This window comes from Streptomyces sp. NPDC051211 (assembly GCF_040689505.1).
Classification (GTDB): Bacteria; Actinomycetota; Actinomycetes; order Streptomycetales; family Streptomycetaceae; genus Streptomyces.
Genome location: NZ_JBFBAV010000018.1, coordinates 77,802 through 103,405 on the forward strand (window position 1 = coordinate 77,802; position 25,604 = coordinate 103,405).

General features: G+C 70.5%; 20 protein-coding genes. 10 read left to right on the plus strand and 10 right to left on the minus strand.

Annotated elements, in window-relative coordinates:
- Window positions 1–156 precede the first annotated feature (156 nt).
- Entirely contained in the window at window positions 157–732 is a 576-nt protein-coding gene (locus AB0447_RS19635) for a sigma-70 family RNA polymerase sigma factor (protein WP_366477955.1), read from the plus strand.
- Here the strand turns inward: AB0447_RS19635 and AB0447_RS19640 are convergent.
- Complete coding sequence (locus AB0447_RS19640; protein WP_366477956.1) at window positions 696–3,671, minus strand: AAA family ATPase; 2,976 nt, start codon at window positions 3,669–3,671, stop codon at window positions 696–698. The genes AB0447_RS19635 and AB0447_RS19640 overlap by 37 nt on opposite strands.
- Window positions 3,672–4,932: 1,261 nt before the next feature.
- Between AB0447_RS19640 and AB0447_RS19645 the strand changes: the two genes are divergently transcribed.
- The 5 genes from AB0447_RS19645 (at window position 4,933) to AB0447_RS19665 (ending at window position 11,928) form a co-directional block, all read left to right on the plus strand.
- Entirely contained in the window at window positions 4,933–5,259 is a 327-nt protein-coding gene (locus AB0447_RS19645; protein WP_366477957.1) for a hypothetical protein, read from the plus strand.
- A gap of 32 nt (window positions 5,260–5,291) precedes the next feature.
- Window positions 5,292–6,188 (plus strand): hypothetical protein, encoded by an 897-nt coding sequence (locus tag AB0447_RS19650; protein ID WP_366477958.1) that lies wholly within the window; start codon window positions 5,292–5,294, stop codon window positions 6,186–6,188.
- A 348-nt stretch (window positions 6,189–6,536) separates the two neighbouring features.
- The gene (locus AB0447_RS19655) at window positions 6,537–6,953 is read left to right on the plus strand and encodes a hypothetical protein (RefSeq protein WP_366477959.1); all 417 of its coding nucleotides are present in this window, start codon (window positions 6,537–6,539) and stop codon (window positions 6,951–6,953) included.
- 509 nt (window positions 6,954–7,462) lie between these two features.
- The gene (locus AB0447_RS19660) at window positions 7,463–11,686 is read left to right on the plus strand and encodes a hypothetical protein (protein WP_366477960.1); all 4,224 of its coding nucleotides are present in this window, start codon (window positions 7,463–7,465) and stop codon (window positions 11,684–11,686) included.
- A gap of 71 nt (window positions 11,687–11,757) precedes the next feature.
- The gene (locus AB0447_RS19665; RefSeq protein WP_366477961.1) at window positions 11,758–11,928 is read left to right on the plus strand and encodes a hypothetical protein; all 171 of its coding nucleotides are present in this window, start codon (window positions 11,758–11,760) and stop codon (window positions 11,926–11,928) included.
- A gap of 582 nt (window positions 11,929–12,510) precedes the next feature.
- On the opposite strand, the gene AB0447_RS19670 is transcribed toward AB0447_RS19665, so the two are convergent.
- The 9 genes from AB0447_RS19670 to AB0447_RS19710 all read right to left on the minus strand — a co-directional run bounded on the left by AB0447_RS19670 (window position 12,511) and on the right by AB0447_RS19710 (window position 21,508).
- Complete coding sequence (locus AB0447_RS19670; RefSeq protein ID WP_366477962.1) at window positions 12,511–13,746, minus strand: histidine kinase; 1,236 nt, start codon at window positions 13,744–13,746, stop codon at window positions 12,511–12,513.
- On the minus strand, window positions 13,743–15,509 hold the full coding sequence (locus AB0447_RS19675; protein WP_366477963.1) for a cation acetate symporter: 1,767 nt from the start codon (window positions 15,507–15,509) through the stop codon (window positions 13,743–13,745). The genes AB0447_RS19670 and AB0447_RS19675 overlap by 4 nt, the downstream gene beginning before the upstream one ends.
- A 148-nt stretch (window positions 15,510–15,657) precedes the next feature.
- Entirely contained in the window at window positions 15,658–15,933 is a 276-nt protein-coding gene (locus tag AB0447_RS19680) for a hypothetical protein (RefSeq protein ID WP_366477964.1), read from the minus strand.
- A gap of 225 nt (window positions 15,934–16,158) precedes the next feature.
- A complete protein-coding gene (locus AB0447_RS19685; RefSeq protein ID WP_366477965.1) occupies window positions 16,159–17,076 on the minus strand; it encodes a response regulator transcription factor in 918 nt (305 codons plus the stop codon).
- Between the two features lie 10 nt (window positions 17,077–17,086).
- Window positions 17,087–17,293, minus strand: coding sequence for a zf-HC2 domain-containing protein (locus AB0447_RS19690; RefSeq protein WP_366477966.1), 207 nt, complete (start codon window positions 17,291–17,293; stop codon window positions 17,087–17,089).
- A 173-nt stretch (window positions 17,294–17,466) separates the two neighbouring features.
- Entirely contained in the window at window positions 17,467–18,402 is a 936-nt protein-coding gene (locus tag AB0447_RS19695) for an SCO0930 family lipoprotein (RefSeq protein WP_366478003.1), read from the minus strand.
- A 117-nt stretch (window positions 18,403–18,519) separates the two neighbouring features.
- The gene (locus tag AB0447_RS19700; protein WP_366477967.1) at window positions 18,520–19,533 is read right to left on the minus strand and encodes a GDSL-type esterase/lipase family protein; all 1,014 of its coding nucleotides are present in this window, start codon (window positions 19,531–19,533) and stop codon (window positions 18,520–18,522) included.
- The gene (locus tag AB0447_RS19705; protein WP_366477968.1) at window positions 19,530–20,390 is read right to left on the minus strand and encodes an SDR family oxidoreductase; all 861 of its coding nucleotides are present in this window, start codon (window positions 20,388–20,390) and stop codon (window positions 19,530–19,532) included. Before AB0447_RS19705 ends, AB0447_RS19700 begins: the two co-directional genes overlap by 4 nt.
- Window positions 20,387–21,508, minus strand: coding sequence for an LLM class flavin-dependent oxidoreductase (locus AB0447_RS19710; protein ID WP_366477969.1), 1,122 nt, complete (start codon window positions 21,506–21,508; stop codon window positions 20,387–20,389). The genes AB0447_RS19705 and AB0447_RS19710 overlap by 4 nt, the downstream gene beginning before the upstream one ends.
- A gap of 308 nt (window positions 21,509–21,816) precedes the next feature.
- Here AB0447_RS19710 and AB0447_RS19715 point away from each other — a divergent pair, with 308 nt between their 5' ends.
- From AB0447_RS19715 to AB0447_RS19730, 4 genes are all read left to right on the plus strand, one after another.
- Window positions 21,817–23,280 carry an amino acid permease gene (locus tag AB0447_RS19715; protein WP_366477970.1) on the plus strand — a complete coding sequence of 488 codons (1,464 nt, stop codon included), beginning with the start codon at window positions 21,817–21,819 and terminating at the stop codon, window positions 23,278–23,280.
- 10 nt (window positions 23,281–23,290) lie between these two features.
- Window positions 23,291–23,746 (plus strand): Lrp/AsnC family transcriptional regulator, encoded by a 456-nt coding sequence (locus AB0447_RS19720; protein ID WP_030027017.1) that lies wholly within the window; start codon window positions 23,291–23,293, stop codon window positions 23,744–23,746.
- Window positions 23,747–23,846: 100 nt separating this feature from the next.
- Window positions 23,847–24,611, plus strand: coding sequence for a class I SAM-dependent methyltransferase (locus tag AB0447_RS19725; RefSeq protein ID WP_366477971.1), 765 nt, complete (start codon window positions 23,847–23,849; stop codon window positions 24,609–24,611).
- Between the two features lie 122 nt (window positions 24,612–24,733).
- Window positions 24,734–25,534, plus strand: a complete 801-nt coding sequence (locus tag AB0447_RS19730; protein ID WP_366477972.1) for a carbon-nitrogen hydrolase family protein — start codon at window positions 24,734–24,736, stop codon at window positions 25,532–25,534.
- The last annotated feature ends 70 nt before the right edge of the window (window positions 25,535–25,604 follow it).

The following is a 25,604-nucleotide window of genomic DNA, read 5'->3' on the forward strand; positions in this document are numbered from 1 at the left end:
GGCCGACCGCTCACCGCGCCACCCGCCCGTCGGCCGCCGACCGGGCCGCTATCCGCCAGGTGGCGGATAACTCCGAGCTCCTTCTCGGTCACCCTCGGGTCAACGGCGCCGCCCGCCGCCGACCCGGGCGTACCGCAGACCGAAGGAGCGACCACGGTGACCACGACCCTCGAGCGCCGCACCGACGAGCAGTCCCTCTCCCGCCTCCAGCGCCAGCACGGCAGAGCCCTCTTCGGGTTCCTGCTCGGGCTCACCTACGGTGACCGGCAGCGCGCCGAGGATCTGCTGCAGGAGACCCTGTTACGGGCCTGGAAGCACCCCGAGGCGCTGGAGAGCGACCACGACTCGATGCGCCCCTGGCTGTTCACCGTCGGCCGGCGCCTGGCCATCGACGCCCGGCGGGCCCGGATGGTGCGGCCCGCCGAGGTCGGGCCCGAGGTCCTCGACCAGGCCCCGCAGCACGAGGACGGCTCGGACCGGTCCGTGGCCGCCCTGGACGTGCGCGAGGCCCTGCGCACCCTCAGCCGGGAGCACCGCGAGGTGCTGGTCCAGATCTACTTCCGGGGAGCCTCGGTCAGCGAGGCCGCCGAGGCCCTCGGCATCCCCGTGGGCACCGTCAAGTCCCGTACGTACTACGCCCTGCGCGCACTCAAGGCGGTCATGCCCGGCTACGGCCCGGCGGTCCCGGCCGCCGGCTACGGCCCGGCGGTCCCGGCACGCCTCGCGGCCTGAGCGGCAGCCTCCGAAGCGGCACGCCTCGCGGCCTGAGCGGCAGCCTCCGAAGCGGCCTGCGTCGCGGCCTGAGCGGCAGCCTCCGAAGCGGCCTGCGTCGCGGCCTGAGCGGCCGCCTCCGAAGCCGCCTGCGACGCGGCTTGAGCGGCAGCCTGCGCGGCCACCTGGGTGCGGGAGCGGACCTGCAGCTTCCCGAGGATGTGCGAGACATGGGTCTGCACGGTCCGTCGGGACAGGAACAGCTCCGCGGCGATCTCGGGGTTGGAGCGCCCCTGCGCGACCAGCAGGGCCACCTTCAGCTCGGCCGGCGTCAGCGCCTCCCAGCCGTCCCTCACCTTCCGGCGGGCGCTGCGGCTGCCCCGCCGCACCCCCAGCCGGCGCAGCCGGGTATCGGCCCGGGCCAGGTCCCAGTGGGCGCCGAGCCCCTGGTACGCGCCGACCGCGCGGGTCAGCGCGGCCCGGGCGGGCGCCAGTTCGCCGTGCCAGGCCAGGGCCACGGCCAGGTCCTCCAGGCTCCGGCCCAGCAGCAGCGGCCGCGACTCGCGTTCCGCACGCTCCACCACCTGCGCCAGCAGGACGGGATCCTGTCCGAACAGGCCCCGGCAGCGCAGCACGGCCGTCGCCGGGCCCGGTGACGCCGGCACCCCGGCCGCCAGCTCCTCGCAGGCGTCCACCGCGAGCCGGGCGGTGGCGGTGTCCCCGGTCTCCAGGGCCAGCCGGACGATCTCCGGCAGCACCTCGTGCCGGTCCGGCGGAGCGGCCTCCGCATACGCCTCGGACAGCGCCGGCAGCAGATCCCGCAGTGCCTCGGCGGGCCGGCCCGCCCGCTCGGCGAGCTGGGCCCGCGCCAGCAGCACGTAGCAGGCGTACCGGCGGGCCAGCACCACCTGGAAGACCTCCTGCGGCAGACGAGCCAACTCCCTGCGGGCCATGACGGGTTGGTCCCGGTGGGCCAGGATCAGCGCCCGCAGCCCGCGCACCACGACCGGCAGCCAGGCGTCGGAGGTCCGCAGGGCCTCCGCCCGGCCGGCGGCGGCCAGCGCCTGGTCCCACCGGCCGTACCGGTAGTGGAACTCGGCGAACCGGGCCTCGGTGCCCATCAGCCGCCCCGTCGACCGGGCGCGCTGCGCCAGCTCCCGGGCCTCGCTGAGCGCCTTGCCCACGATCAGCGGCTGGTCGAGACGGGTGTGCCCCTCGGCCTGGTTGGCGAGCAGCAGCAGCCGCATGTCGTTGGCCTGCGGGGAGCGCCGGGCACAGCCGATGCCCTCGGCGATGTGCCGCAGCGACTCGGCCTCCCGGCCCAGCCGGTACAGGGCGAAGGACATCGCGTGGTGGGCCTCGGCACCGCACAGCGGATCACCCAGCACCGCCGCGTCGGCGACCACCGCCCCGGCCAGCCCGTGCGCCTCCACGGGCCGGCCCAGCTCCGCCAGCGCCAGCACCCGGCAGGCCTCCAGCCGGACCCGCAGGCCCGGATCGGGGAACTCCCGGGCCAGGGCCCGCTCCGTCACCTCCAGCGACTGCGCCATGTCACCCCGCACCATCAGCGCCGACACCAGCTTGAACTCCAGCGCCGCCCGCCGGTCCGGATCCCCGGCCCGCTCGCACAGGGTGGACAGCAGGGCCACCGACTCCGGGCGCCGCAGCATCAGGGCCGCCTCCGCCAGATGCTCCTCCAGCGCCTGCCGCCCCTCCTCCGCCGGTCCGGTGTCCTGGGCGATGGCCCGCTCGATCAGGTCGGCCGCCAGGCCCGGCGAGTCCGTGATCAGCTGCCCGGCCGCCCCGGCCAGCCAGTCGAGCGCCCACGGGTCCAGCCGTCCGGCCGCCAGCAGCTGCTCGGCCGTCCGGGCCGGCGGCTCTGCCGCCCCGGCGAGCGCCCGCGCCCCGTCACGGTGCAGCGCGGACCGCAGTGAGCCCGGCAGGTCCGCGTACAGGGCCTGCCGTACGACGGGATGGCGGAAGGCCAGCCGGTCACCGGTGTCGCGCAGCAGCCCGGCCGCGACCGGTTCCTCCAGTACGCAGAGCAGGGCGCGGGCCGGCCGGTCCAGTACGCAGGCCAGCTCCCGTACGGTGAACTCCTCGCCCAGCAGCGCCGCGTGGCGCAGCAGCTCGTACGCGGCCGGGGACAGGAAGTCCAGGGCCCGGCGGGCCAGTGCGGCGGGCGGGGCGGGCAGATCGCGGTCCCGCACGGCGGGTTCGGCCCGCTCGGGGCCGACGTCCAGCACCCCCAGCGCGGCCCAGTGGGCGATCAGCTGCCGCAGGTAGCGCGGGTTCCCGCCGGCCCGGCCCGCCAGCTCGCGCAGCCGCGGACCCGGGGGCGCGCCCAGCTGGGCCCGGATCACGGCGGCCGTCTGCCGGTCGTCCAGCGGGCGCAGCGGCAGCCGCCGGCCCCCGGCCCGGTCCAGCGCGGCGCACAGCTGCTCCACCTCCGGGCGCTGTACGCCGCCGCGCAGGGCGGCGGCCAGCAGCAGCGGAAGCCGGGCGGTGGCCCGGCCGAGCCGCTGCCACAGCAGCAGGCTGGCGGGGTCGGCGGCCTGCAGATCGTCCAGGACCAGTACCAGGGGCCGCTCCGCGCACCAGTCCTCGACCCCGGTGACCAGGGTGTCGAGGGCGGCGGCCAGCCCCGCCTCGGGCCGGTCGGCGGCCATCAGCAGCCCGGCCACCGTGGCCCGCAGGTCCGGGGCGCCGGGCGGCCGGACCCCGTCCGGGTGCAGACAGTCCAGTGCGGCCCGCAGCGGCAGCTGCACCGACAGCGGATCGGCGGCCCCGGCCCGCACCCGGCAGCCGTGCCCGCCCGCCATGTCGGCCAGGGCACGCAGCAGGGTGCTCCGGCCCGCCCCCGGTTCGCCCTCGACCAGCAGGCAGGACCCGGCACCCCCGGCCACCGCGCGCACCGCGTCCCGGACCACGGCCGGCTGTCCCTCACGTCCGAGCAGCACGTCGGCGCAACCCCCTCCACCTGACCGCTTCCTGGCGCTGATGACGCTTGCTCGGGACACACGGGCGAAGGGGTGTTCGGGTTCACGTGCGGCACGGGCGGCCGTGTTGCCCGCCCTTGCGACGCTGTTCAGCGGCGGCGCTGCACGTCCGGGCAGTCGACCTCCACGGAGGCGCCGTACGGTTCCATGACGGTCTTCGCACCGGTGGCACTCCCGGCCAGGCACAGCTGGCCGCCCATGACCCGCAGGGGACGGCCTCGGCACGGCTGCCGGAGCCGGCGGTCGAGCCCCCGCCGCCCCCTCGCTGGGTACCGCAACCGCTGAGAGCGAGCGCGCACAGCGCCGCCAGCGCCACCCCGAACCGGACGCGGGAGGGCCGCCGTCTCCGGCGAATGCGGCCGGTTTCCTCAGCAATCGGTGTCGTAATCGCAGTCTGCGACCGTGGCAGCGGGCCGGCCATGAGTACTACTACTCAGAGCCCCACCCCCGCCTACTCACCCGGAACTCGGCATTCGGGGCCGAGCCGATAGCGGTTTGCCGGCTACATCGCGTCATCGTCGCCGACGCAAGCCACAAGCCGTACGACGCGGTGCCCCGCGGGATGACGCTGTGGTCCCCATGCGAAGCGGGTCCCGGCGCCGACATTGGGCTGCCCCGGAGGATTGTTGTCGGTGCCCAGGACCGCACGCTCTGGGCCGGCTTCTCAATTTTTCAGAGGTCTCAGACGTTGGCATCGACGCCGATCGACAGGTCGGTTCCGGTGGTGTCTGACATACCTGCACGAGGTGCCCCAGTGCGGGGGCATTGGCTGCGGTCTCGCGAGATCGGAACTTCTGAATCCGATTGCCGGCGATTGCGGGGGAGGGGGAAAGCGGCCAAGATCAACAAAGGATCCAGTCATTCTCCTTCGGGTGCCATGAAGGTCAACCATGCAGGCAGGAAACCTGCTTCGGCGCCATGTTCACCGCAGTGGGGATCTGGTTCAGGCCAACGCTTCAAAAGGTGGGGCGGTAGGTAGATCGAGGCGCATATATTGCACCCTCAGGGGAGGGGTGCGCGTGACGGTTGACGCGCGGATCCATCAACTCCCGGACCAACGTGGGAAGGATTCGGTGAAATGAGAAAACGGGCGGCCGCCGTCATCGGCGTCCTCGCCACTGTGGCTCTGGCCACACCGGCGTCGGCTACGAGTAACGACCTCGAGAATTTATGGAATCGGGCCGCATGCGCCGACCCTGACTTATCTGCCTTCAAGTTTCACTTGTACTACAACTCGGGCCAGGGCGGCGCCTACCGCAACATCGGTTACAGCGTCTACAACTTCGATCAGCTCTGGAACGGCAACAATGCCCCGGGCGGCGGAGAGAAGCTCCGCTTCTGCAACCTGGGCGCCAGCAAGCCCTGGCCCGGCTCCGGTCAGCCCGTCAAGAACAACGCGGCTTCCGGAACGAATGAGCACCCCAAGTACAAAGCACAGGTCCACTTCCACAGCGGCTGGACTGGTCCGAAGGACGTCATGAACCCGTTCCAGCACATCGATCAGTTCCGGTACGTCTACAACGAGAACGCCTCCTTCTCCTGGGCTTGAGGGCCCATGAGACCGAGCGAGAAGGGTTGGAGATGGTGAACAGTCGACTTGTCAAGTTCGGTTGTCCCGCTGCGGCCGTGGTGGCTGTCGCGGCCGTCGCGTTTGCGCTGGCAGGCCCTCTGGGCAATCAAGGGCCCGACGAGGGGGTCGAGGGAGTCGGCGCCGCACCGGTCGCTGTACCGCAGGCGTTCGTTGGAGACCAGGGAAACCCCGCCACGTGGCGACTGCCTGTAGAGGCCTACATGCCTGCTCGTACGGACGCCAGGATGGTCGGCTCCGTTCGGGACAGGCTGATCGACGAATGCATGAAGCAGGCTGGCTACGAGAAGTGGCAACCGGCTCCGGACCTCCCCGACCTCAGCGGCGTCTCACTGACGGACCGTCGATATGGCATCCATGACGACCAACTCACCGAAGAGCGTGGGTATCACCCGGATGCCGCGCTCCAGAAGGACTACGAGGCGGCGGTCGCAATCGGGGCTGTCGACAAGTCCGGCGCTGACCCGGAAGCCGTGCGGACCTGCGTCCAGAGCGCTGATGGCAAAGCCCCCGGTGTAGAGGTGGACGCCCTGGTTCAGCGGATCGGCAACGACTCTTACCGGGAGTCGCTGAAGGATCCCGCAGTAGTGGGCGTGTTTGCCCAGTGGTCCGTCTGCATGAAGGGGAAGGGGTACACCTACAAGGCCCCGATGGAGGCCGTCGACAATCCCAGATTCGGTCACTCGACCAATGTGACTCAGGAAGAGATCGCCACGGCCAGGGCCGACCTCGACTGCCGCAAGCAGTACAACCTCACTCGGGTGTGGTTCGATGCCGAGGCGAGGATTCAACAGTCGAAGATCAAGGGAAATCTGACTGCTTTGAATGCGGTGAAGGAAAGCGATCGTGCCTTGATCGAAAAGTCTGCAGCGCTCTCTGCGCCCAGGTAGACGGCTGTGCGCGGGTTGGATGGAGGCCGCCTGAGTCGCCACGCTCAACGACGGGGGCACAGCGCTGTCTTCGGTTTGCCGGTCAGCGGGTCTCTTGCACAGGGGTTCCGGCCGGAGCTTGACATGTCATGACTCAGCCCGACTTGCTCACCGCTCAGTGGCAACCCCAGCCAATTCCCGCCTCACAGTAGGCACTCCAACACCCAGTAATCCAATGAAAGGAACGCCATGAATAATGGCATGAGGCGAGTTGCATCGGTAAGTTCGGCCGCGGGTGTGCTCCTCGGCGTCTTCGCTTTCTCCCACACAGCTCACGCTGCGCAGACCTGCACGACGACCGGAAACCGCGTGTCCCTGGACCTTCCCGGCGGCCGTCCCGACACGGAGGTCAACATCCCGACGTGCATCGAGATCGTTCCCGCCAACAACGTCCGAGGAAAGGCCATCCTCAGATGGCAGATGATGGTGGACCAAGCCGACATCGCCAGTAAGCGATTCACTTCGTTCAAGGTGACCACGCGGCTGGAGAACCGAGACGCGGGCGGCACGGATGTCGTGGTCACGAGCAAGACCTGTGACTTCACTGCCGACGTCAATATGGCCACCGCGAACGATCCCACGAAGGATCTTGTTTGCTTGAGTCCGGCAGCCACTCTGGACTCCAGTAAGCAGTGGTCGGGTGACGCGACGGCTGTCTACGACGTCGAGGGTGACGGCAAGGGACCGATCACCTGGCACCTCAACGGCTCACCTCTGATGAGCTAGGGACCAGCAACGACGTCGTCTTTCCTATGGGCCCCGGGCCCGCTGCGGTGCTCACACGGTTGAGCACCGCAGCGCCGGTGCGGCCCCCGGCACGCAGTACAGCGGACGCATGGCAGCGATGGCGAAGCGGAGACGAGCTCAGGAACCGAGGGCTGTTCCGCGAGGCGATCCGCGACACGAGCAGGTCCGTCCGGCTCTGCGGGCAGGGACTCGCCGGTAAGTAAAACGGGGCCGGATGAGGTGCTTCTCGCGGTGGCGCCGGACTGGCAAACGGCCTTGCCCTGCGGCCGCCGCCCGCTTCCGCGAAAGACCACGATACGGCCTCCTGTTCTTCGGCAATGACACGAGGAGATTTGATGCAACGCAAAAGACCGGCACCCCTCGTTCCGGGAGGGGCTCTGATATTGGCGCTCTTAGCCGGCCTCACTCCTGCGACGGTTACCGCCGCAACAGCGGCCGATCGGGAACCCACTCCAGCTACGGCTGCCGAACCCCAGGACCGGACTTCCGTGCCGGTCCATGACCGCCAGCAGGTCCTTGGTGAGGGTTGGCAGGACTCGCCGGACGTCGCATGGACGACTACGTCGGATGCGCACGGGTTCCATATCCTGACGGCGCCCGAGAGCTCCGCTTACGGGTGGAAGACGCTGGCGTCGCTGTCGGAGCCGGGTTTCGACGCGGACGCGTGGATCGGCAACGTGTGTGTCACCGGGTCGGGTAAGCGGGCTGTGGTGGTGTACGCGCCGCGTACGTTCACCAACGACGCCCGGCTGATGGCGCGGGGTGGTTTCACCGCAGTCGTCGATCTCGCCTCGGGCGGTGTGACGAAGCTTGATGTGACGGCTTCGCTGTCGTACTACAACCCGGGATGCGGGGTGGGCGAGACTGCGGTGCTGACCCAGTCCCCGGGAGAGGACCGCAAGCAGACGCGGCTCATCACAGTGGACGCGGTGACCGGCAGGCTCGGAACGCCGGTGGTCACGGAAGGGCAGGTCACCTCCGCTACCCAGTCGAAGGACGGCATCGTCGCGGCCTTCGGCTCGCATCTGGTGTCCGTCGATGCCAAAGGGGCGAAGAAGGTACTGACCAAGACGTCCGGTACGCCGTACCGGATCACCCCGGAGGCCGACGGCGGGTTGCTGTTCATCGACAGGCAGGCCCGTAAGGACAAACTGTCGGAGGCCACAGCCTTCGTCAAGCGCCTGCCCACCGGAGGCCGGCCGTCCGTGATCGGCGAGGGCAAGCTCTCGGCGATCGGTCTGACCAGCGCCGCGGGCACGGCCTACCTGACCGGGGACGTCAGCACTGTCAACAAGTTGCCCCACGGCGTGGCCCGGCTCAAGGGATCTGGGAAGGACGCGATCGTCTCCACTGCCGGCAGGGCAGTCGTGGAGCGCACGGTCTGGGCCGACGGCGTCCAATCCCCGGCCTACCTCAACCAGGAGCAGGCAACCGACGCCCGGTCCGTCAACATCACGACGACCATCAGGGATACCGGCGAACGGGCCGAATTCACAGTCCGGCCGCTGGATTCCAAGGCGCCCAACTGGGAAGAGGGCCGGAACCCCTCCCCCCGCCTGGTCACGGAGAAGCAGTCCGGGGCGGCCGCGGCCGGAGCAGCGGGCTCGCCGACGGAGATCGTGGAATCTGAGCGCGTGTGCTCCGTACCGCGCAACGACCCGCGGAATCAGGCCATGCAGCCCAAGCCACGGCAGGTGGAGTGGGCCGTCGACCAGGCGGTCACCGGCACTTTGAACGCGCACATCGCCCGGCCGGTGAACTGGAAGAACCTGGGGATGCCGGCGTACAGACCGCAGTCACTGTTTCCGAACCCGGTGCTGCAAGGCGGCGGGCGGGTGCCCGCACAGATCCTGCTCGGCATCACCGCGCAGGAATCAAACATGTGGCAGGCGGCGCGCAGCGCCGTGCCTGGGGTTACGGCGAACCCGCTGATCGGCAATTACTACGGCATCGATCTTTACGACGGCAACTCCGCGAACGACTGGGATGTGAACTTCGCCGAGGCCGACTGCGGATACGGCATCACTCAGGTCACCGACCACATGCGGATGGCTGGCCGGGAGAACGGCCACGGTGGCGCGGCGTGGGACTACCAGAAGCAGCGGGCGGTTGCCCTGGACTACACGGCGAACGTGGCCGCGGGTCTGCAAATCCTGGTGCAGAAGTGGAATCAGACCAAGAAGGCCGGTGTAGTCGTTCACGATGGTGATCCCAGGCGCCTGGAGAACTGGTTCTTTGCGCTGTGGGCCTACAACTCCGGCTTTTACGAGAACGTCAACCACAACGAGCCGTGGGGTGTGGGCTGGGCCAACAACCCCGCGAACCCCGAGTGGGACGCCGGACGTACCCCCTTCATGGAGGACCGCCTCGGCAACGAGGACGCCTCGGCAGCCGCCCGGCCGCAACACTGGCCCTATCCTGAGAAGGTCCTCGGCTTCGCCGCGCACCCCCCGGCGTTCATCGAGTCACCGGGCAAGATGGTAGCCGCGTTCAGAGCAGCCTGGTGGAACGGCAAGGACGGCGACGCGACCATCACCGGAAGCGCAAAGCAGAACCGGGCCAGGCTGAAGCCACCGGAGGACCTGTTCTGCGGGCCGTACAACGAATGCGATCCCGCGAAGATCTCCGACGGCGCCTCCAACAAGGACAAGACAACCGGGCCCTGCCAGCGCGACAGTGACTACCACTGCTGGTGGCACCAGCCCGTCTCGTGGAAGACCGACTGCCCCTCCACGTGCGGCAACGAGTTCATGCGGTTCAACAGCTCCTACCCCGAAGAAGCCGACGGCACCGCCTACCCGCCGAACTGCACCAACAGCGGTCTGCCCGTCGGCGCTCTCATCATCGATGACCTCCCTGCCGGCACCCCCGTGATCCGACCCGGCTGTACCAACAGCACTTGGACCAACCAGGGAACGTTCGGATTCACGTTCTCCAACAATGGCAAGGAAACGACGTACCCCTCAAAAGTCGACCTTCACCAGCTCGGTGCCGGATTCGGCGGACATTTCTATTTCGGCCACACGCGCAAGGCCGACGCCAAGGGAAACCGTCTGAAGGTCACTGGTACGTGGAAGCTCAACAAGTCGATCAACGGTGCCGCCAAGATCATGGTGCATCTGCCTGACCATGGGGCTCATACCCTCAACGCCAAGTACGAGGTGCAGACCGCGCAGGGAACGCGGACCCGAGACCTGGGACAGAAGGGCGACAAAAACCGCTGGGTGAGCATTGGTGCATTCCTCTTCAACAACGTTCCGACGGTCAAACTCAGCACCACAGCGCCCGATGGAACCGGAGACGAGGACATTGCGTTCGACGCGATCGCAATCGTGCCGATCAACGCGAAGTACGTGGAGCGAAGTTTGACTGCTGCCTCGATCTTCGACCCGAACCAGTCCCTGAACTCCAATATGCCCAGCACGATCAAGAGTCCCTTGCGGACCATGAGTACCCTTTACGACTGGGCGATCTCCCGGAGCTACCGGGGACCTAGCTGGGAAGACAACCGGATCGAGGAGTACGGCGTCAGCTACTTCCCAAGGTGTGCGAAACCGGGGGAATTTCCGACAACTGCCCCGTGTACTGGGCAGAAGGCATACGATGCTGCTCGCGCCTGGTATCAACAGGTCAAGGACGGCGGCAAGGCGGTACGAGCGGACGGGGGCGTGCCCGCGATGTCCATACCGATGTGGATGGCCATGTCGAACCGTCGACCCAACCCCTCACAGTCGCCCGGGCAGGCGTACGCGGACAACAACGACTACAAGATAAAAAGCGACATCATGGCAAGCTATCTCGTCGATGGCACTGGAAAGATCATTCCTGATACGCAGTACGTCGACGGTGATGTACTGATCGGAAACGCACACCTGCCTCAATTCGTAGTCGAGATCATGAAGGGCATCGAGGCAGACTACGGCATCCCCATCCCCAATATTCGCTACTCTGGTGTGGATGCACTGCGCTGGGGTGACACCCGCGCCGTGGATCCCCTCGGCCATGGAGATGTTCCGGGCCAAGCCTACAAGCCCCATATGCGCGGTGGCCGTATCAGTCCAGACGGCAAGTGCATCGACACGCGTTTGGTCGGCGGCGGCGTGCATGGCTACCGGCCAATGGTGGCTCAGAGCCACGTCGACAAGAACGTCAAGGCGTGGCTGAGCAAGGTGAACGCTCATAGTAAGACGCATGTCGGCATCCGCCGATGGGCCGGTGATGTGTACAGCATGTTCTTCAAGAACGAGGGGCTGTACCCTGGTGACGACCACAACACGTTTGGCAGTTCGATCGGAAATGCGCCGCCCATCTGGCAGGACATCGCCGTGGCCTTCTGCACGGACGGCAGCGTGAAACCGAAGCACCTGACCTCCAATGATGACGCGAAGCCGTCGACCGGGATTGTGTACCAGAGCTACATGCCGGACCTGTACCTCTACGTCGACGGAAAGATGGTCGACAATCTCGGCAAACCGTCCACTTCGCGCATCCAGGCCGGGCACTGGATCAACTTCTCGAACATCCCAGGTGTGAACAGCACCAAGGGCAACGCCTTCGGAAAATGTGACGTTGCCGAACGCGGAAATGGGGGAAATCCATGGAATGTGGGAATACCATTTCCTGTAGTGGGAAACAATCCTGGCTACCGCCCGAACCGCCTCGTGCACTGCGACCAACCTGCTGCATACTTCACGGAGACCTACACTCCGTGACTTAGTTGAAGATAGTTTCGAGAGGCGCGCCAGGTCGGCGCGCCTCTCGAAGCGCATTTCTGGAGATGTTGATGGCTCTTGGTGTCGTTGTATGGTGTGCGGTCGGTTTTCTTCTGGTGACCGGTGTGTGCATTCCGATTGCGTACTTCATGCCGAAGGAGTCGCGTTCGGGCTGTCTCCTGGTTTCCGGTGGCCTTTTCCTGGTGTCGGCGCTGACGCTGCTCGTATTTCTCGTCGACTGATCCGAACCGTCAGATGTGCGGTCAACACGTCCGTGATGGCGTGCCCGGGGTGCGAGCGGGCGGGGCGGGGGTGTCCGTCACCGGGTGACTTTCGCCGGTGTGGGCGAGGACCAGGTGTGCCGGCGGTACGCCGGCAATAGCGCAATCTGCTCGTTCTGATGCGCCAAGCGCGGCAGCATCTATCCGCGATGGACTGGCACTCATGAGCCTGCGCCGGATGCGTCCCGAGTGACTGCCAACTGGGGTGGTGCTCCATGGCCGTCCAACGGACATCGGGTACCGCCAAGTCTGATGCGCTTGGACTGCTGGGGCATGGCCCGCGCACGCACTTGCCGAGGAAAAACAGGACGTCGCCCGGCTGGTTCTGCTCCGGCGATGTCCACCGCGGGGGCACGTCCGCAGGTAGTGAGGAACCGCACGCCCTCGCTGGGCGCGTTCCTCGCCGTCCATGGTCTGTCGCACCGGCCGGATCTTCGCGTCCGGCGCGACCCCGGCGAACGACAGCCTCATGTCCCCGAGCCCCGAACCGCACACCGTGTTCTGGTCCTGGCGCGCTCCCGCCCCAGCGCGCCCGGAGGGCGATCAGCGGCCCGGGGCCGGGCCCGAGGAGTGGACGCCTGGGCGGTACTTGGGGATGCGTACCGTGATCTTCATGCCGGCTCCGACGCCCGTTTCGATGACGAGCCCGTAGTCGTCGCCGTACACCTGCCGCAGCCGGTCGTCGACGTTCGGCAGACCGATTCCCGACGAGGATCCGGTGCGCTCCCCGGCCAGGATCCGGCGCAGCAGCTGCGGATCCATCCCCACCCCGTTGTCCTCGATGGTCAGCAGCGCCTCCGAGCCCGCGTCCCGCGCCACGATGGTGATCCGGCACTCGGCCGTGGAGTCCTCCACCCCGTGCTTGACCGCGTTCTCCACCAGCGGCTGCAGGCACAGGAACGGCAGCGCCACCGGCAGCACCTCCGGAGCCACCTGGAGGGTCACCTTCAGCCGGTCCCCGAACCGGGCCCCGGCCAGCGCCAGGTACTGCTCGATCGACCTCAACTCCTCGGCCAGCGTGGTGAAGTCACCGTGCCGCCGGAACGAGTAGCGGGTGAAGTCGGCGAACTCCAGCAGCAGGTCCCTGGCCCGCTCCGGATCCGTCCGGACGAACGAGGCGATGGCAGCAAGGGAGTTGAAGATGAAGTGCGGGGAGATCTGTGCCCGCAGCGCCTTGATCTCCGCCTCCATCAGCCGGGTCCGCGACCGGTCCAGCTCCGACAGCTCCAGCTGTACGGAGACCCAGCGCGCCACCTCCGTCGCCGCCCGCACCAGCACCGCCGACTCCCGCGACCCGTACGCCACCAGCGCGCCCAGCATCCCGTCCTCGCCGGTCAGCGGCGCGATCACGGCCCACTTCAGCGGGCAGTCGGGCCGCTGGCACTCCGTTCGTACGCTCGCACTGCGCCCCGAAGCCAGCATCTGGCCCACCCGCTGCATGGCCCGCCGCTGGTGGTGGTCGGCCCCGGGCCCGTCCCAGGCCAGCACCGACTCCCGGTCGGTCAGGCACAGCGCCTCCGTGCCCAGCAGCGACCGCAGCCGCTTGGCCGCCTTGCGGGCCGCGTCCTCGGTCAGGCCGGCCCGCAGTGGGGGAGCGGCCAGTGAAGCGGTGTGCAGGGTGTGGAAGGTGGCCCGCTCCACCTCGGTGCCCAGATCCAGTCCGCCGGCCCGGCCGCCCCGGCGCGCCTGCCGGCGGCCCAGCAGGAAGCCCAGGGCCAGGGCCAGGACGAGCACGGCGGCACCCGCCACCACCAGCCCGGTGACCGCGCCGGCCGTCATCGTTCGCCCCCCGTCACGGCGCCCGACATGCCGGAGCCCGCGCCCGGTCCGGCCTGCGCGGCCAGGTCCTCCGGCAGGTGCAGCCGGGCCACCGTCGCCGCCGCGTTCCGCGGGATCCGCCCGCGGGTCCCCAGCGACACCGTGATCATCGTCAGGAAGCCCAACGGCACCGACCAGACCGCCGGCCAGGCCAGCAGCGTGTGCACCCAGCCCTCCGGGGCCAGCCCGGCCCGCGTCGTCAGCACCGCGCTGAGCGCCGCCCCGCCCCCGGTGACCAGACCCGCCACCGCCCCCGGCGGGGTCAGCCCGCGCCACCAGATGCCCAGCACCAGCAGCGGACAGAACGAGGACGCGGACACCGCGAACGCCAGCCCCACCGCGTCCGCCACCGGCACCGCCGTCGCCGCGATGCTGCCGGCCAGCGGCACCGCCATCGCCACCGGCACCGCCAGCCGGAACATGGCCACCCCGCGCGAGGGCAGCACGTCCTGGTGCAGCACCCCGGCCACAGCCATCGTCAGCCCGGAGGCCGTCGACAGGAACGCGGCGAACGCCCCGCCCGCCAGCAGGGACCCCAGCAGATCGCCCGGCACCCCGCCCAGCATCCGCTCCGGCAGCACCAGCACCGCCGCGTCCGCGTCCCCGGTCAGCGCCAGCTCGGGCGCGTAGATCCGCCCCAGCGCCCCGTACACCGGCGGCAGCAGATAGAAGGCACCGACCAGTCCCAGCACCACCAGCGTGGTGCGCCGGGCCGCCTGCCCGTTGGGGCTGGTGTAGAAGCGGACCGCGACGTGCGGCAGCCCCATCGTGCCCAGGAAGGTCGCGAGGATCAGCCCGTACGAGGCGTACAGCCGGTACCCCTCCTCGTCCCCGGACAGCGGATGGGACCAGGAGGAAACCCCCATGCCCGCGCTGGACCGGGTGTCCGGGACGGGCGTGTCCGGCAGGAACACCAGCTCCGTGTCCGCCCGCACCTCGTGCTGCCCGGCGCCCAGCGTCACCGGCCCGCCCCGGTACTCCCGTCCGTCGACCCGCCCCGTGACGGTCAGCGTCAGCGGCTCCTCCAGGGACAGCCGCACGTCCTCGGCGAGCGTCACGGCGGTGTGCTCGCGGAACACGGCCTGCGCGTCGAACCGGGCCCTCGGCGCACCGTCCCCGGCCCAGGCGGCGATCAGGAAGAAGGCGGGCACCAGCAGCGCGGTCAGCTTCAGCCAGTACTGGAAGGCCTGCACGAAGGTGATGCTGCGCATCCCGCCGGCCGCCACCGCCGCCGTCACCACGAAGGCGACGACCACCCCGCCCACCCAGGTCGGCGCCCCCGTCAGGATCTCCAGCGTCAGCCCGGCGCCCTGGAGCTGCGGCAGCAGGTACAGCCAGCCCACCCCCAGTACGAACAGCGAGGCGATCCGCCGCACCGCCTGCGACTCCAGGCGCGCCTCGGCGAAGTCGGGCAGGGTGTACGCCCCCGAGCGCCGCAGCGGAGCCGCCACCAGCACCAGCAGCACCAGATAGCCCGCCGTGTACCCCACCGGATACCAGAGCAGCTCCGGTCCCTGGAGCATCACCAGCCCGGCGATGCCGAGGAAGGAGGCGGCGGACAGGTACTCGCCGCCGATCGCCGCCGCGTTCAGCCGGGGCCCCACCGTGCGGGAGGCGACGTAGAAGTCGGAGGTGGTCCTCGATATGCGCAGCCCGAGCGCCCCCACCAGCACGGTGGCCAGGACGACGACGGTGACCGCGGTCAGCGCGTACGTCTGGTTCACCGGGCAGTCCTTCGGCAGGGGGGGAGGGTGACCGGAGTCTATGCAGGCCACCACGGTGCGCAACAGGCACGTTCCGGCGAAACCCCCGCCCTCGCCCGGCCTGATCCGGAGGTCCCCACGAGAGGTTCCGAGAAGCCCGGGGGCCGTCCTACCGCACCGGGTCGCGGTGCTCCGCGCAGTCGCGCAGGGCGATCTCCAGCTCCACGTAGGACTGTTCGGCCCGCCGGAAGGCCAGCATCACCGCGGCCTCGGCGCGCGGCGGCAGGTGCTGCTGCGAGCCCTGCCCGGCCTCGTACAGCACATCGGCCCAGCGGGCGGCCGCGCTGCGCAGCCGCGCCAGCAGGGCCGCGGCCTCCTCCGGTCCTGCGGGCCGGGTCCGGGGCAGGCCGGTCAACTCGTCCACCAGCGCCTGGATGTCGGACATTTCGCTCCTCCCGCCCGGAAGATCCACGATACGTGCGGGCCCGTGGCGGTGGCGGGCGCCCGGCAGGCTCCTGCGGCCGGTGGCGGTGACGGAGCGCCGTACGCGGCGTCCCGCGCGACGAACGGCACCCGGCCCGCGCCGAGCGGTCCAGACCACCCCGCGCCCGGACCGGGCGCGCGCACCGGGTCCGGTGGACTCCCGCGGCCCTTTCCCCGGCCGGCCGAGTCAGCCGGTGGCCTGCCGCATCAGCAGGTCCCTGAGCTCCCGGGCGTGCCGCCGGCTGACCTGCAGTTCCGCCGAGCCGACCCGGACGCTGGTGGTGCCCGCGTCCAGCCGCAGCTCGTCGATGCGCCCCAGCGCCACCAGGTGCCGCCGGTGGATCCGGACGAACCCGCGGGGCGCCCAGCGTTCCTCCAGCGTGGACAGCGGGATCCGGACCAGATGGCTGCCCTCGTCCGTGTACAGCCGGGCGTAGTCGCCCTGCGCCTCCACATAGGCGATGTCCGCGATGGCCACGAACCGGGTCACACCGCCCAGTTCGACCGCGATCTGATCGGGGGTGCGGTCCGGGACCGTCACTTCGGGGCCCGTCCGGCGCTGCACCGGCACCGCCCGGGCGGAAGGGGCCGCCGGCGGGGAGGCCCAGGAGGCCGCGGAGGCCGAGGGCGACGACGGCGAGGAGAGCAGAGACGGCGAGGCCGGGACCGCGGTGCCGGCGCTGCCGGCCGGGTGCTGCCCCGCCTGCTGTGCCTGCCCGAGCTGCGCGCAGACCCGCCGTACCGCCTCCGCCAGCCGCTCCGGCCGCACCGGCTTCAGGACGTAGTCCACCGCCTTCAGGTCGAAGGCCTGCACCGCGAACCCCTCGTGGGCGGTGACGAACACGATCAGCGGCGGCCGGGCGAACCCGGCCAGCAGCCGGGCGATGTCCAGCCCGGTCAGGCCCGCCATGTGGATGTCCAGGAAGACGACGTCGATGGCGTCGCTCCCCTGCGGACCGGTCTCCAGCGCCCGCGTGATGCGGCGCAGCGCCTCGGTGGCGTCCGAGGCGCCCTCCGCACTGAGCACCCGGGGGTCGGAGCGCAACAGGTAGAGGAGCTCCTCCAGGAGCGGCTTCTCGTCGTCTACGGCCAGTACGCGCAGCATGGCCCGGAGTCTAGGGCGCGGGCCCGTCGTCGCCCAGCAGGTCCTGCTCCCCGAACAGGGCGAACAGGGCCGGTACCTCGGACAGGTCCAGGTACGCGGCCCGGCACGCTCCGCACCGGGGGAGGTGCGCGGCCACCTGCCGGTCCTCGGCGGGGGAGAGCGCGCCCAGGACGTAGCCGCCCAGCAGGAGCTCCACATCGTGCGGCGGTACGGTCATGCCAACCCAAGCTGCCCAAAGGGGTCGGGGCGGGCGCGGCCCCCGGTGGGGGAGGCAGGGGGCCGCGCGGTCCGGCGGACGGGCCGGTTCCGGGGAGGGGCTCGCACCTTGGCCTGCTCGGCCTGGCTCGGCCTGGCTCGGCCTTGCTTGGTCGGGCTCAGGCTGACTCGGGCCTACTTGACGGTGATGAGCTTGCCGTCCGGGGAGACGGCGTACCAGGTGCCGCCGACGCCCTGCCCGTTGGTGTCGCCGGGCTTCTTGTCGTTCGCGAAGGTGTAGACCGGCCAGCAGTCGACGGTCTGCTGCTTCTTGCCGTCCGGGCGGTCCAGGACCAGGTAGTTCCGGTCGGTGATGCCCTTGGTGTTCGCCTTGTCCACCGGGGCGACGACCGGCCACTTGGTCAGGCAGTCGCCGACGCACTTGGAGACCATCGGCCAGGCGGTGTCCGGCTTGAACCGGTAGACCGTCATGCCGTTCTTGTCCACGATGTGCTCGCCCAGCTTGGGGTCCTTGCGGACGGACAGACCGGGCTGCCCGGTCGCGGCCTCGCCGCCCGTCCCCGTCCCCGCCGCCGCCTTCGCGGCCTTCTTGCCGTCGGGTGCCAGCGCGAACCAGGTGCCGCCGACGCCCTGCCCCTTGGTCTCGCCCGGTGCGGTGTCCTTGGCGAACCGGTACGCCGGCCAGCCGCCCACCGTCAGCTGCTTGCTGCCGTCGCTGCGCACCACCTCGCCCAGCAGGGACGCGTCCTGGCTCGGCGCCGGGGTCACCTCGCCCGCCGGGACCGGAGGCCAGGCCTTGGCGCAGTCGCCGTCGCAGGTGGCCTTGGAGGGCTTGGCGGTGTCCGGGTCGAACCGGTAGAGCGTGAAGCCCGCGCTGTCGGTGAGCACCGAGCCCAGCGCCTCGTTCCGGGAGATCTTGAGCTCCCCGGCGGGCTTGCCCTGGCCGGCCGCGTCCGCGGCGGGCGCGGCGGGAGCCTGGACCGACGCCGCGGCCCCGGCCCCGGCCTTCGCCGCGTCACCGGCCTTGTCCTCCTTGGCGCCGCAAGCGGTCGCGGCCAGCGCGACGACGATGGCGACGGCAGCGAGGGAAGTTCCGCGCATCTTGCCCATGGTGATGTCTCCCACGTGTGTTGTTCGTTGCGCCCTCCCGCTGGGGCGGGCAACTGTGTGGATGACACGCCCGCCCGGGCCGGATCTGTTCAACTCACTTGATGTGGGGTGGTTCACTCACCTTCCGGTGAACCCGGCCCGGCGCAGGGCCGTGACCACAGCCAGACCGAGAAGCGCATGACCCGCGTCGTTGGGGTGCAGTCCGTCCGCGAGGTGCTCGGGACCCAGCAGGTCCCGGCCGGGCAGCAATGCGAGGTGTTCGTCGCCGCCCGAGATGCGGTCGCCCACCGCCCGTTCCATCGCGTCCCGCAGCGCCCCCAGGGTGGCGCCGAGCCGGTTCGGGGTGCGTTCGGCGTCGGGCCGCAGCACGGGGGAGACGAGCAGCAGCGGGGTGCGGGGGTGGCCCTGGCGGACCAGTTCGAGGAAGGCCCGGGTGGTCTCGTACATCAGCGGCACCGAATGGGGCACCCGGGACCAGCAGTTGGTGCCGAAGGCCAGGGTCAGGGCGTCGGCGGGCAGCGCCGCGAGCTGTTCGGCGGTGGCGAGTTCGCCGCGTGCGGCGCCCGCGTAGCCGAGGTTGACGGTGTCCCAGCCGAGCGCCCGCCCGGCCACCGCCGGCCAGCAGTGCGCGGGCCGGGTCGACCACCAGCCCTCGGTGATGGAGTCCCCGTGCACCACCCAGCGCGGGGCGGCGGGCGCCGGGGCGAGCGGGCCGCCGATCCCGCGCAGCCCGAGCAGCAGCGGGGACTGCGCCTCGGGCGGGTGGACGGTGTACGGGCCGCGGCCGGGCGGGAGTTCGATGCGGACGACGGCCTCCGCGGCGGGTTCGGTGAACACCTCGCCGAGCAGCCCCTCCCGGTTCCACAGGGCGAACCCGTGCGCGAGGTCCCGCAGTGCGTCGGTGGGGCCCGGTACGGCCGCCCGGTAGCGGATCTCCACGGCCTGGGCGGGCCGGTCCGGGCCGGTGGTGAACTCCAGCCGCACCCCGATCGGCAGGGTGGCCCGCTCCCCGGTGTCCCAGGGCAGCCGCATGGTGTCGGCCGGGTCGGCCCGGAACGGGCGTCCCTTGTCGAGCCACCCCACCCCGCGCAGGAACGGCCCCGGATCCAGCCACCCCTCGCCAGCGCTCACTGTTCGCCTCCGATCGTCGGATACGGGAACTTCACGCCGACCCCTCCGTCGACCACCAGCGTCTGCCCGGTGACGTACGCCGACAGCGGCGAGGCCAGGAAGTACAGGGCGGCCGCGATGTCCCAGGTCTCCGCGACCCGGCCCAGCGGGGCGTTCTCCGCGTTGCGCCGCCGCCCTTCGGTGCCGAGCAGGGCGGCGACCCGCGGGGTCCACACCACCCCCGGGGCCACCGCGTTCACCCGTACCCCGCTCGGGCCCAGTTCCACCGCTGCGGAGCGCACCAGTGAGACGAGTCCCGCTTTGGCGGCCCCGTACGCGGCGTGCCGCGGGGCGGCGGTCAGCCCGGAGACGGAGGCCACGAACACCAGTGGCCCGCCGCCGGCCGCCGCCAGGGCCGCGCCCCCGTACTGGACGGCCAGCCAGGCGTGCCGCAGCACCAGGTCGAAGTGCCAGTCCCAGACGGCGTCGTCGAGCTCGGCGAGGGCCGCGTACCTGGCCATGCCGACGATGTCGACCACCCCGTTGACCCCACTGACCCCACTGACCCTGTTGACCCCACTGACTCCGCCGGCCGGCCCGGCCAGCAGCGCGGGGGCGCGGTCGAAGAGGTCCCGTACGCTCTCCCGCCGCGTCACGTCGGCCGCGTACGGAACCCCCGCCACCTCGGCGGCCACCGCCCGGGCCCGCTCCTCGTCGACGTCCACGCAGAGCACGCGGGCGCCGGCGGCGGCCAGCGCGTGGGCGGTCTGGCGGCCGATGCCGTTCCCGGCGCCGAGCAGGACGAAGCCGCGGCCGTCGAGGCGGTGCAGGGCGGCGTAGTCGGGGACGGGCGAGGTGTCGGGCAGCGGCCCGGTCAACCGGCGCTCCGGGGCTCGTACCGGGCGAGCTCGGGGATGACTTCCTTCCCGAGGATCTCCAGGGTCCGCAGGATCTCCCGGTGCTCCAGATAGCCCCACTGCACGTAGCAGATCAGCTGGTCCACGCCGAGGTCCGCGTACCGCTTGGCCTTGGCGACGATGGTCTCGGCGTCCCCGATGAGGATCATGTCCCCGTCGCTGAACTCCCGTACGGGGACCTGCCCTTCGAGGATCGGGGCGAGCAGCGGGAAGGCCTGTTCGCGCTCCTCGGCGGCCAGGTGCGGCAGCTCCCACTCCAGGGTGAACTGCGCCAGGTGCGAGTACCACCAGGCCACCGAGTCCCACACGCGGGCCCCGGGTGCCGTGCCGGCGGGGGTGGCGTGGACCAGGGTGTAGGCGCTGACCCGGTTCGTCGTCACGTCCGTCAGCGGCTGCGGATCCCGGGCGGCCACCCGGTAGGCCGCCACCTGCCGGGCCATCGCGTCCAGCGGCTGCATGATCGAGAAGGAGAGCAGCCCCAGTCCGTGCGCCCCGGCGACCTCGGCCGAGCCGGGGGAGGTGGCCGCCATCCAGGCCGGCGGGTGCGGGTCCTGCACCGGTTTGGGGGTGACCATCCGGCGGGGGAAGCGGAACCGCTCGGAGGCGTACTCGAAGTACTCCTCCCGCCACATCCCGGTGACGATCCCGATGGCCTCCCGCCAGTCCTCCCGGGATTTCTCCCGGTCCACCCCGAAGGCCGTCTGCTCCATGGGAGTGGAACGCCCGGTGCCCCACTCCACCCGCCCGCCGGAGAGGACGTCCACGGTGGCGACCTTCTCGGCGATGCGCTGCGGCGGGGTGAAGCCGAAGGGCGTCAGGGTCACCCCGAAGCCGAGCCGGATCCGCTCGGTGAGCCCGGCCAGGTGGCCGAGCAGCACCTCGGGGGCCGGGCAGTGCGAGCGCCCCTCGCGGAAGTGGTGCTCCACCGCCCACACCGTGCGGAACCCCATCCGGTCGGCCAGCCGGATCTGCTCCACGGCCTCCCGGTAGGCGCGCTGCTCGGCTGCCCGCTGGCCGTGCGGATGGGCTCCCGGCCAGGGCCTCGGTACGTCGATCTCATAGAGCACGTCCAGGTCCATGACACGGCACGCTGCGACAGATCTGACGAAGTGTCAAGAAAGGTCGCTGAGGGTGACTACGCATCGATCGATCATCCGCACGCAACAAACGGCCATCACGGACAGATCCGTGCAACGATCGTGCGCGAATATGCAAGGATGGTGCATTACGGGCGGGAACCCCCAGCCCATAGGCTCACTCGCTGTACGTGGAGTGGCGCGACCGCCTCCCCGGCGGTCCCCCCTGCCCGGCCTGTCCAGGCCTGCTCCTTCGGATTCGCTGCGGTCGATGCCTTACCCCCCGATCCGCAGTGTCAAAGGAGTCCTTCGTGCTGGACCACGGCCAGGCGCCGCCGCTCACCTCGCGGCCCGCCCACCCGCTGCTTCGCCGCAAGCCCGTCGAGCGCCTCGTCAGCGAGGCCGGACAGGGCGAGGGCGGTGCGCTCAAGCGCTCCCTCACCATGTGGCAGCTGACGATGCTCAGCATCGGCGCGACCCTGGGCACGGGCATCTTCGTCGTCCTCGGCGAGGCCACCCCGATCGCCGGCCCGGCCGTCTGGATCGCCTTCATCGTCGCGGGTCTGACCGCGCTGTTCTCGGCCCTGTCCTACGCCGAGCTGGCCGGCACGATCCCCGTCTCCGGCTCCTCGTACTCCTACTCCTACGCCACCATGGGCGAGCTCGTCGCCTGGATCTGCGGCTGGTGCCTGGTCCTGGAGTACGGCGTCTCGGTTGCGGCGGTCGCCGTCGGCTGGGGCCAGTACCTCAACGAGCTGCTCGACGGCACCATCGGGTACACCATCCCCGAGACCTTCTCCGCCCCGCTCGGCGAGGGCGGGTACATCAACCTGCCGGCCCTGGTCGTGGTCCTGCTCTGCATGGTGTTCCTGGTGCGCGGCGCCAAGGAGAGCGCCCGGGTGAACTCGATCATGGTGGGCGTCAAGATCGTCACGCTCGTCCTCTTCTGCGTGATCGGCTTCATGGGCATCAAGGCCGGCAACTACACCCCGCTGGCCCCGCTCGGCGTCACCGCCATCAGTACCGCCGCCTCCATGCTGTTCTTCTCCTACATCGGCTTCGACGCCGCCTCCACGGCCGGCGAGGAGGCGAAGAACCCCAAGAAGGACCTTCCCCGCGCGATCATGCTCTCGCTGCTGATCGTCACCGGCCTGTACTGCCTCGTCGCGATCGTCGCCGTCGGCGCCATGCCGTGGCAGGACTTCGAGGGCAGCGAGGCCGCCCTGGCCAAGATCATGGAAGACGTCACCGGCCACAGCTTCTGGAGCGTCATCCTCGCGGCCGGCGCCGTCGTCGCCATCGCCAGCGTCGTCTTCGCCGTCCTCTACGGCCAGACCCGCATCCTCTTCGCCATGTCCCGTGACGGCCTCATCCCCAAGGTCTTCGCCAAGGTCGACGAGAAGACCGGCACGCCGCGGATCAACACGATCATCGTCTGCCTCTTCTGCGGCATCCTCGCCGCAACCATCCCGCTGAGCGAGCTGGCCAACGCCACCAGCATCGGCACCCTCTTCGCCTTCGCCCTGGTCAACGTGGCCGTGGTCATCCTGCGCTTCAAGCGCCCCGACATGCCGCGCACCTTCAAGGTGGCCCTGTTCCCGGTCACCCCGATCCTGGGCTTCGTGTGCTGCGCCTACCTGATGTGGGAGCTGCCGATGCCGACGTGGATCGCCTTCGGTGGCTGGATGGCGGTCGGGCTCGTGATCTACTTCTTCTACGGAATGCGCCGCTCCAGCCTGGCTGCTGCCGCGGCCGAGGTACCGACAGAGAAGTGATTCACCCCCCGTGCGACTGAACGATCTCGACGAACGCATCGTGCACGCCCTTGCCGAGGACGCCCGCCGCTCCTACGCGGACATCGGCTCCGAGGTCGGCCTGTCCGCTCCCGCAGTCAAGCGGAGAGTGGACAGGCTGCGCGCCGAAGGCGCGATCACCGGCTTCACGGTCCGGGTCGACCCGGCCGCCATGGGCTGGGAGACCGAGGGCTTCATCGAGATCTACTGCCGCCACAACACCTCGCCGGACGACATCCGGCGGGGCCTGGAGCGCTACCCCGAGGTGGTGTCCGCGTCGACCGTCACCGGCGACGCGGACGCCCTCGTCCAGATCTTCGCCTCCGACATGCGCCACTTCGAGCGCGTCCTGGAGCGCATCGCGGGCGAGCCCTTCGTGGAACGCACCAAGTCCGTCCTGGTCCTCTCCCCCCTCCTCCGCCGCTTCACCTCGGGCGCCCCGGCTTAGGGTGTCCGCCGGGCGCCGGGCGCCGTGAGCCCCGCGCCGTGCGGAGGTCCGGAGGGAAAACCGGATGCCGCCGTGCCACCGGCCCGGCATGCTGGCCCCGGTGAACCGTGAACTGATCTCCCGAATCGCCCATACGCACCACCCCGTCGCCGCCCCGCTGAACGACGACTCCGTACGCAGCCTCCTGCACCGCGCCCTGCCCCGCGGGGACGAGCGCATCCTCGACCTCGGCTGCGGCGGCGCCGAATGGCTGCTGCGCGCCCTTCAGGACCGCCCCGGCGTCCGCGCCACGGGCGTCGACACCGCGGAACCCGCCCTGGCCCACGCCCGCACCGCCGCCGCCGAGCGCGGCCTCGCCGAACGCCTGGACCTGCACCTCCTCCCCGCCGCCGAATTCACCTCCCCGCACCCCTTCGACCTCGTCCTCAGCGTCGGCGCCACCCACGCCTTCGGCGGCCTGCTCCCCACCCTCGCCGCGGCCCGCACCCACCTCGCACCCGGCGGCCACGTCCTCATCGGCGACAGCTACTGGGAGCGCGAACCCAGCCCCGAGGCCGTCGGCATGCTCGGCGACCTCGCGGACCTGCCCACCACCCTCGACCAGGTCACGGCGGACGGCTGGACCCCGGTGTACGGTCACCTCAGCACCCGCGGGGAACTCGACGCGTACGAGTGGTCCTGGACCGGGTCCCTGGCCGCCTGGGCCCTGGACCACCCCGACCACCCGGACCACGCCGAGGCGCTGGCCACCGCCACCGCCCACCGCACCGGATGGCTCCGGAGCTACCGTGCGAGCTGGGGATTTGCCAGCCTGCTGCTGCGCAGCACCACCGACCCGCAGCCCACGCACAACGAATCGCCGTAAGAGGCCGAAAACGCGCAACGAATCGCTCGGTGGCGCGCAACATCGGCGCCTTGTTGCGGCGCGGGGGCAAAACGTACCGTCGTAGGACCGCACTGAACCCCACCTGCCACAGAGGTACGCCCATGCCCCCGCTGCGCACCGCCCTCCTCCAGAGCTCCGGACGGCTCGGCGACGTCGCCGAGAACCTGAAGGTGCTCGACGAGGCCGCCGCGCGCGCCGCACAGGCGGGGGCCGGGCTCCTCGTGGCGCCGGAGATGTTCCTCACCGGCTATGCGCTGGACCTCCAGGACATCCCCGCCCTCGCCGAGTCCCGGGACGGCATGTCCGCCCGCGCCATCGGCGAGATCGCCCGCCGCCACGGCCTCGCCGTGCTCTACGGCTACCCCGAGCGCGAGGGCGACACGGTCTACAACTCCGCCCAGCTCATCGGCGCCGACGGCACCCCGCTCGCGAACTACCGCAAGACCCACCTCTTCGGCGGGTTCGAGCAGGAGGCCTTCACCCCCGGCGACACCCCCGTCGTCCAGGCCGACCTGAACGGCCTCCGCATCGGCATCATGATCTGCTACGACGTGGAGTTCCCCGAGAACGTCCGCGCCCACGCGCTCGCCGGCACCGACCTCCTCCTCGTGCCGACCGCCCAGATGCACCCGTTCCAGTTCGTCGCCGAGCAGCTCGTCCCCGTGCGGGCCTTCGAGAACCAGATGTACATCGCGTACGTCAACCGCACCGGCCCCGAGGGCGAGTTCGAGTTCGTCGGCCTCAGCTGCCTCGCCAGCCCCGACGGCACCACCCGCACCCGCGCCGGCCGCGGCGAGGAGATGGTGTTCGGCGAAGCCGACCCCGACCTGCTCAAGGCCTCGCGCGAGACCAACCCGTACCTGCGCGACCGCCGCCCCGGGCTCTACGCCTCCCTGATCTGAGCCCCTGCTCCACCCCCCCGCTGCACCCCCGCTCCACCCCACCCCCTGCTCCACCCCTGAGCCCTGCCCG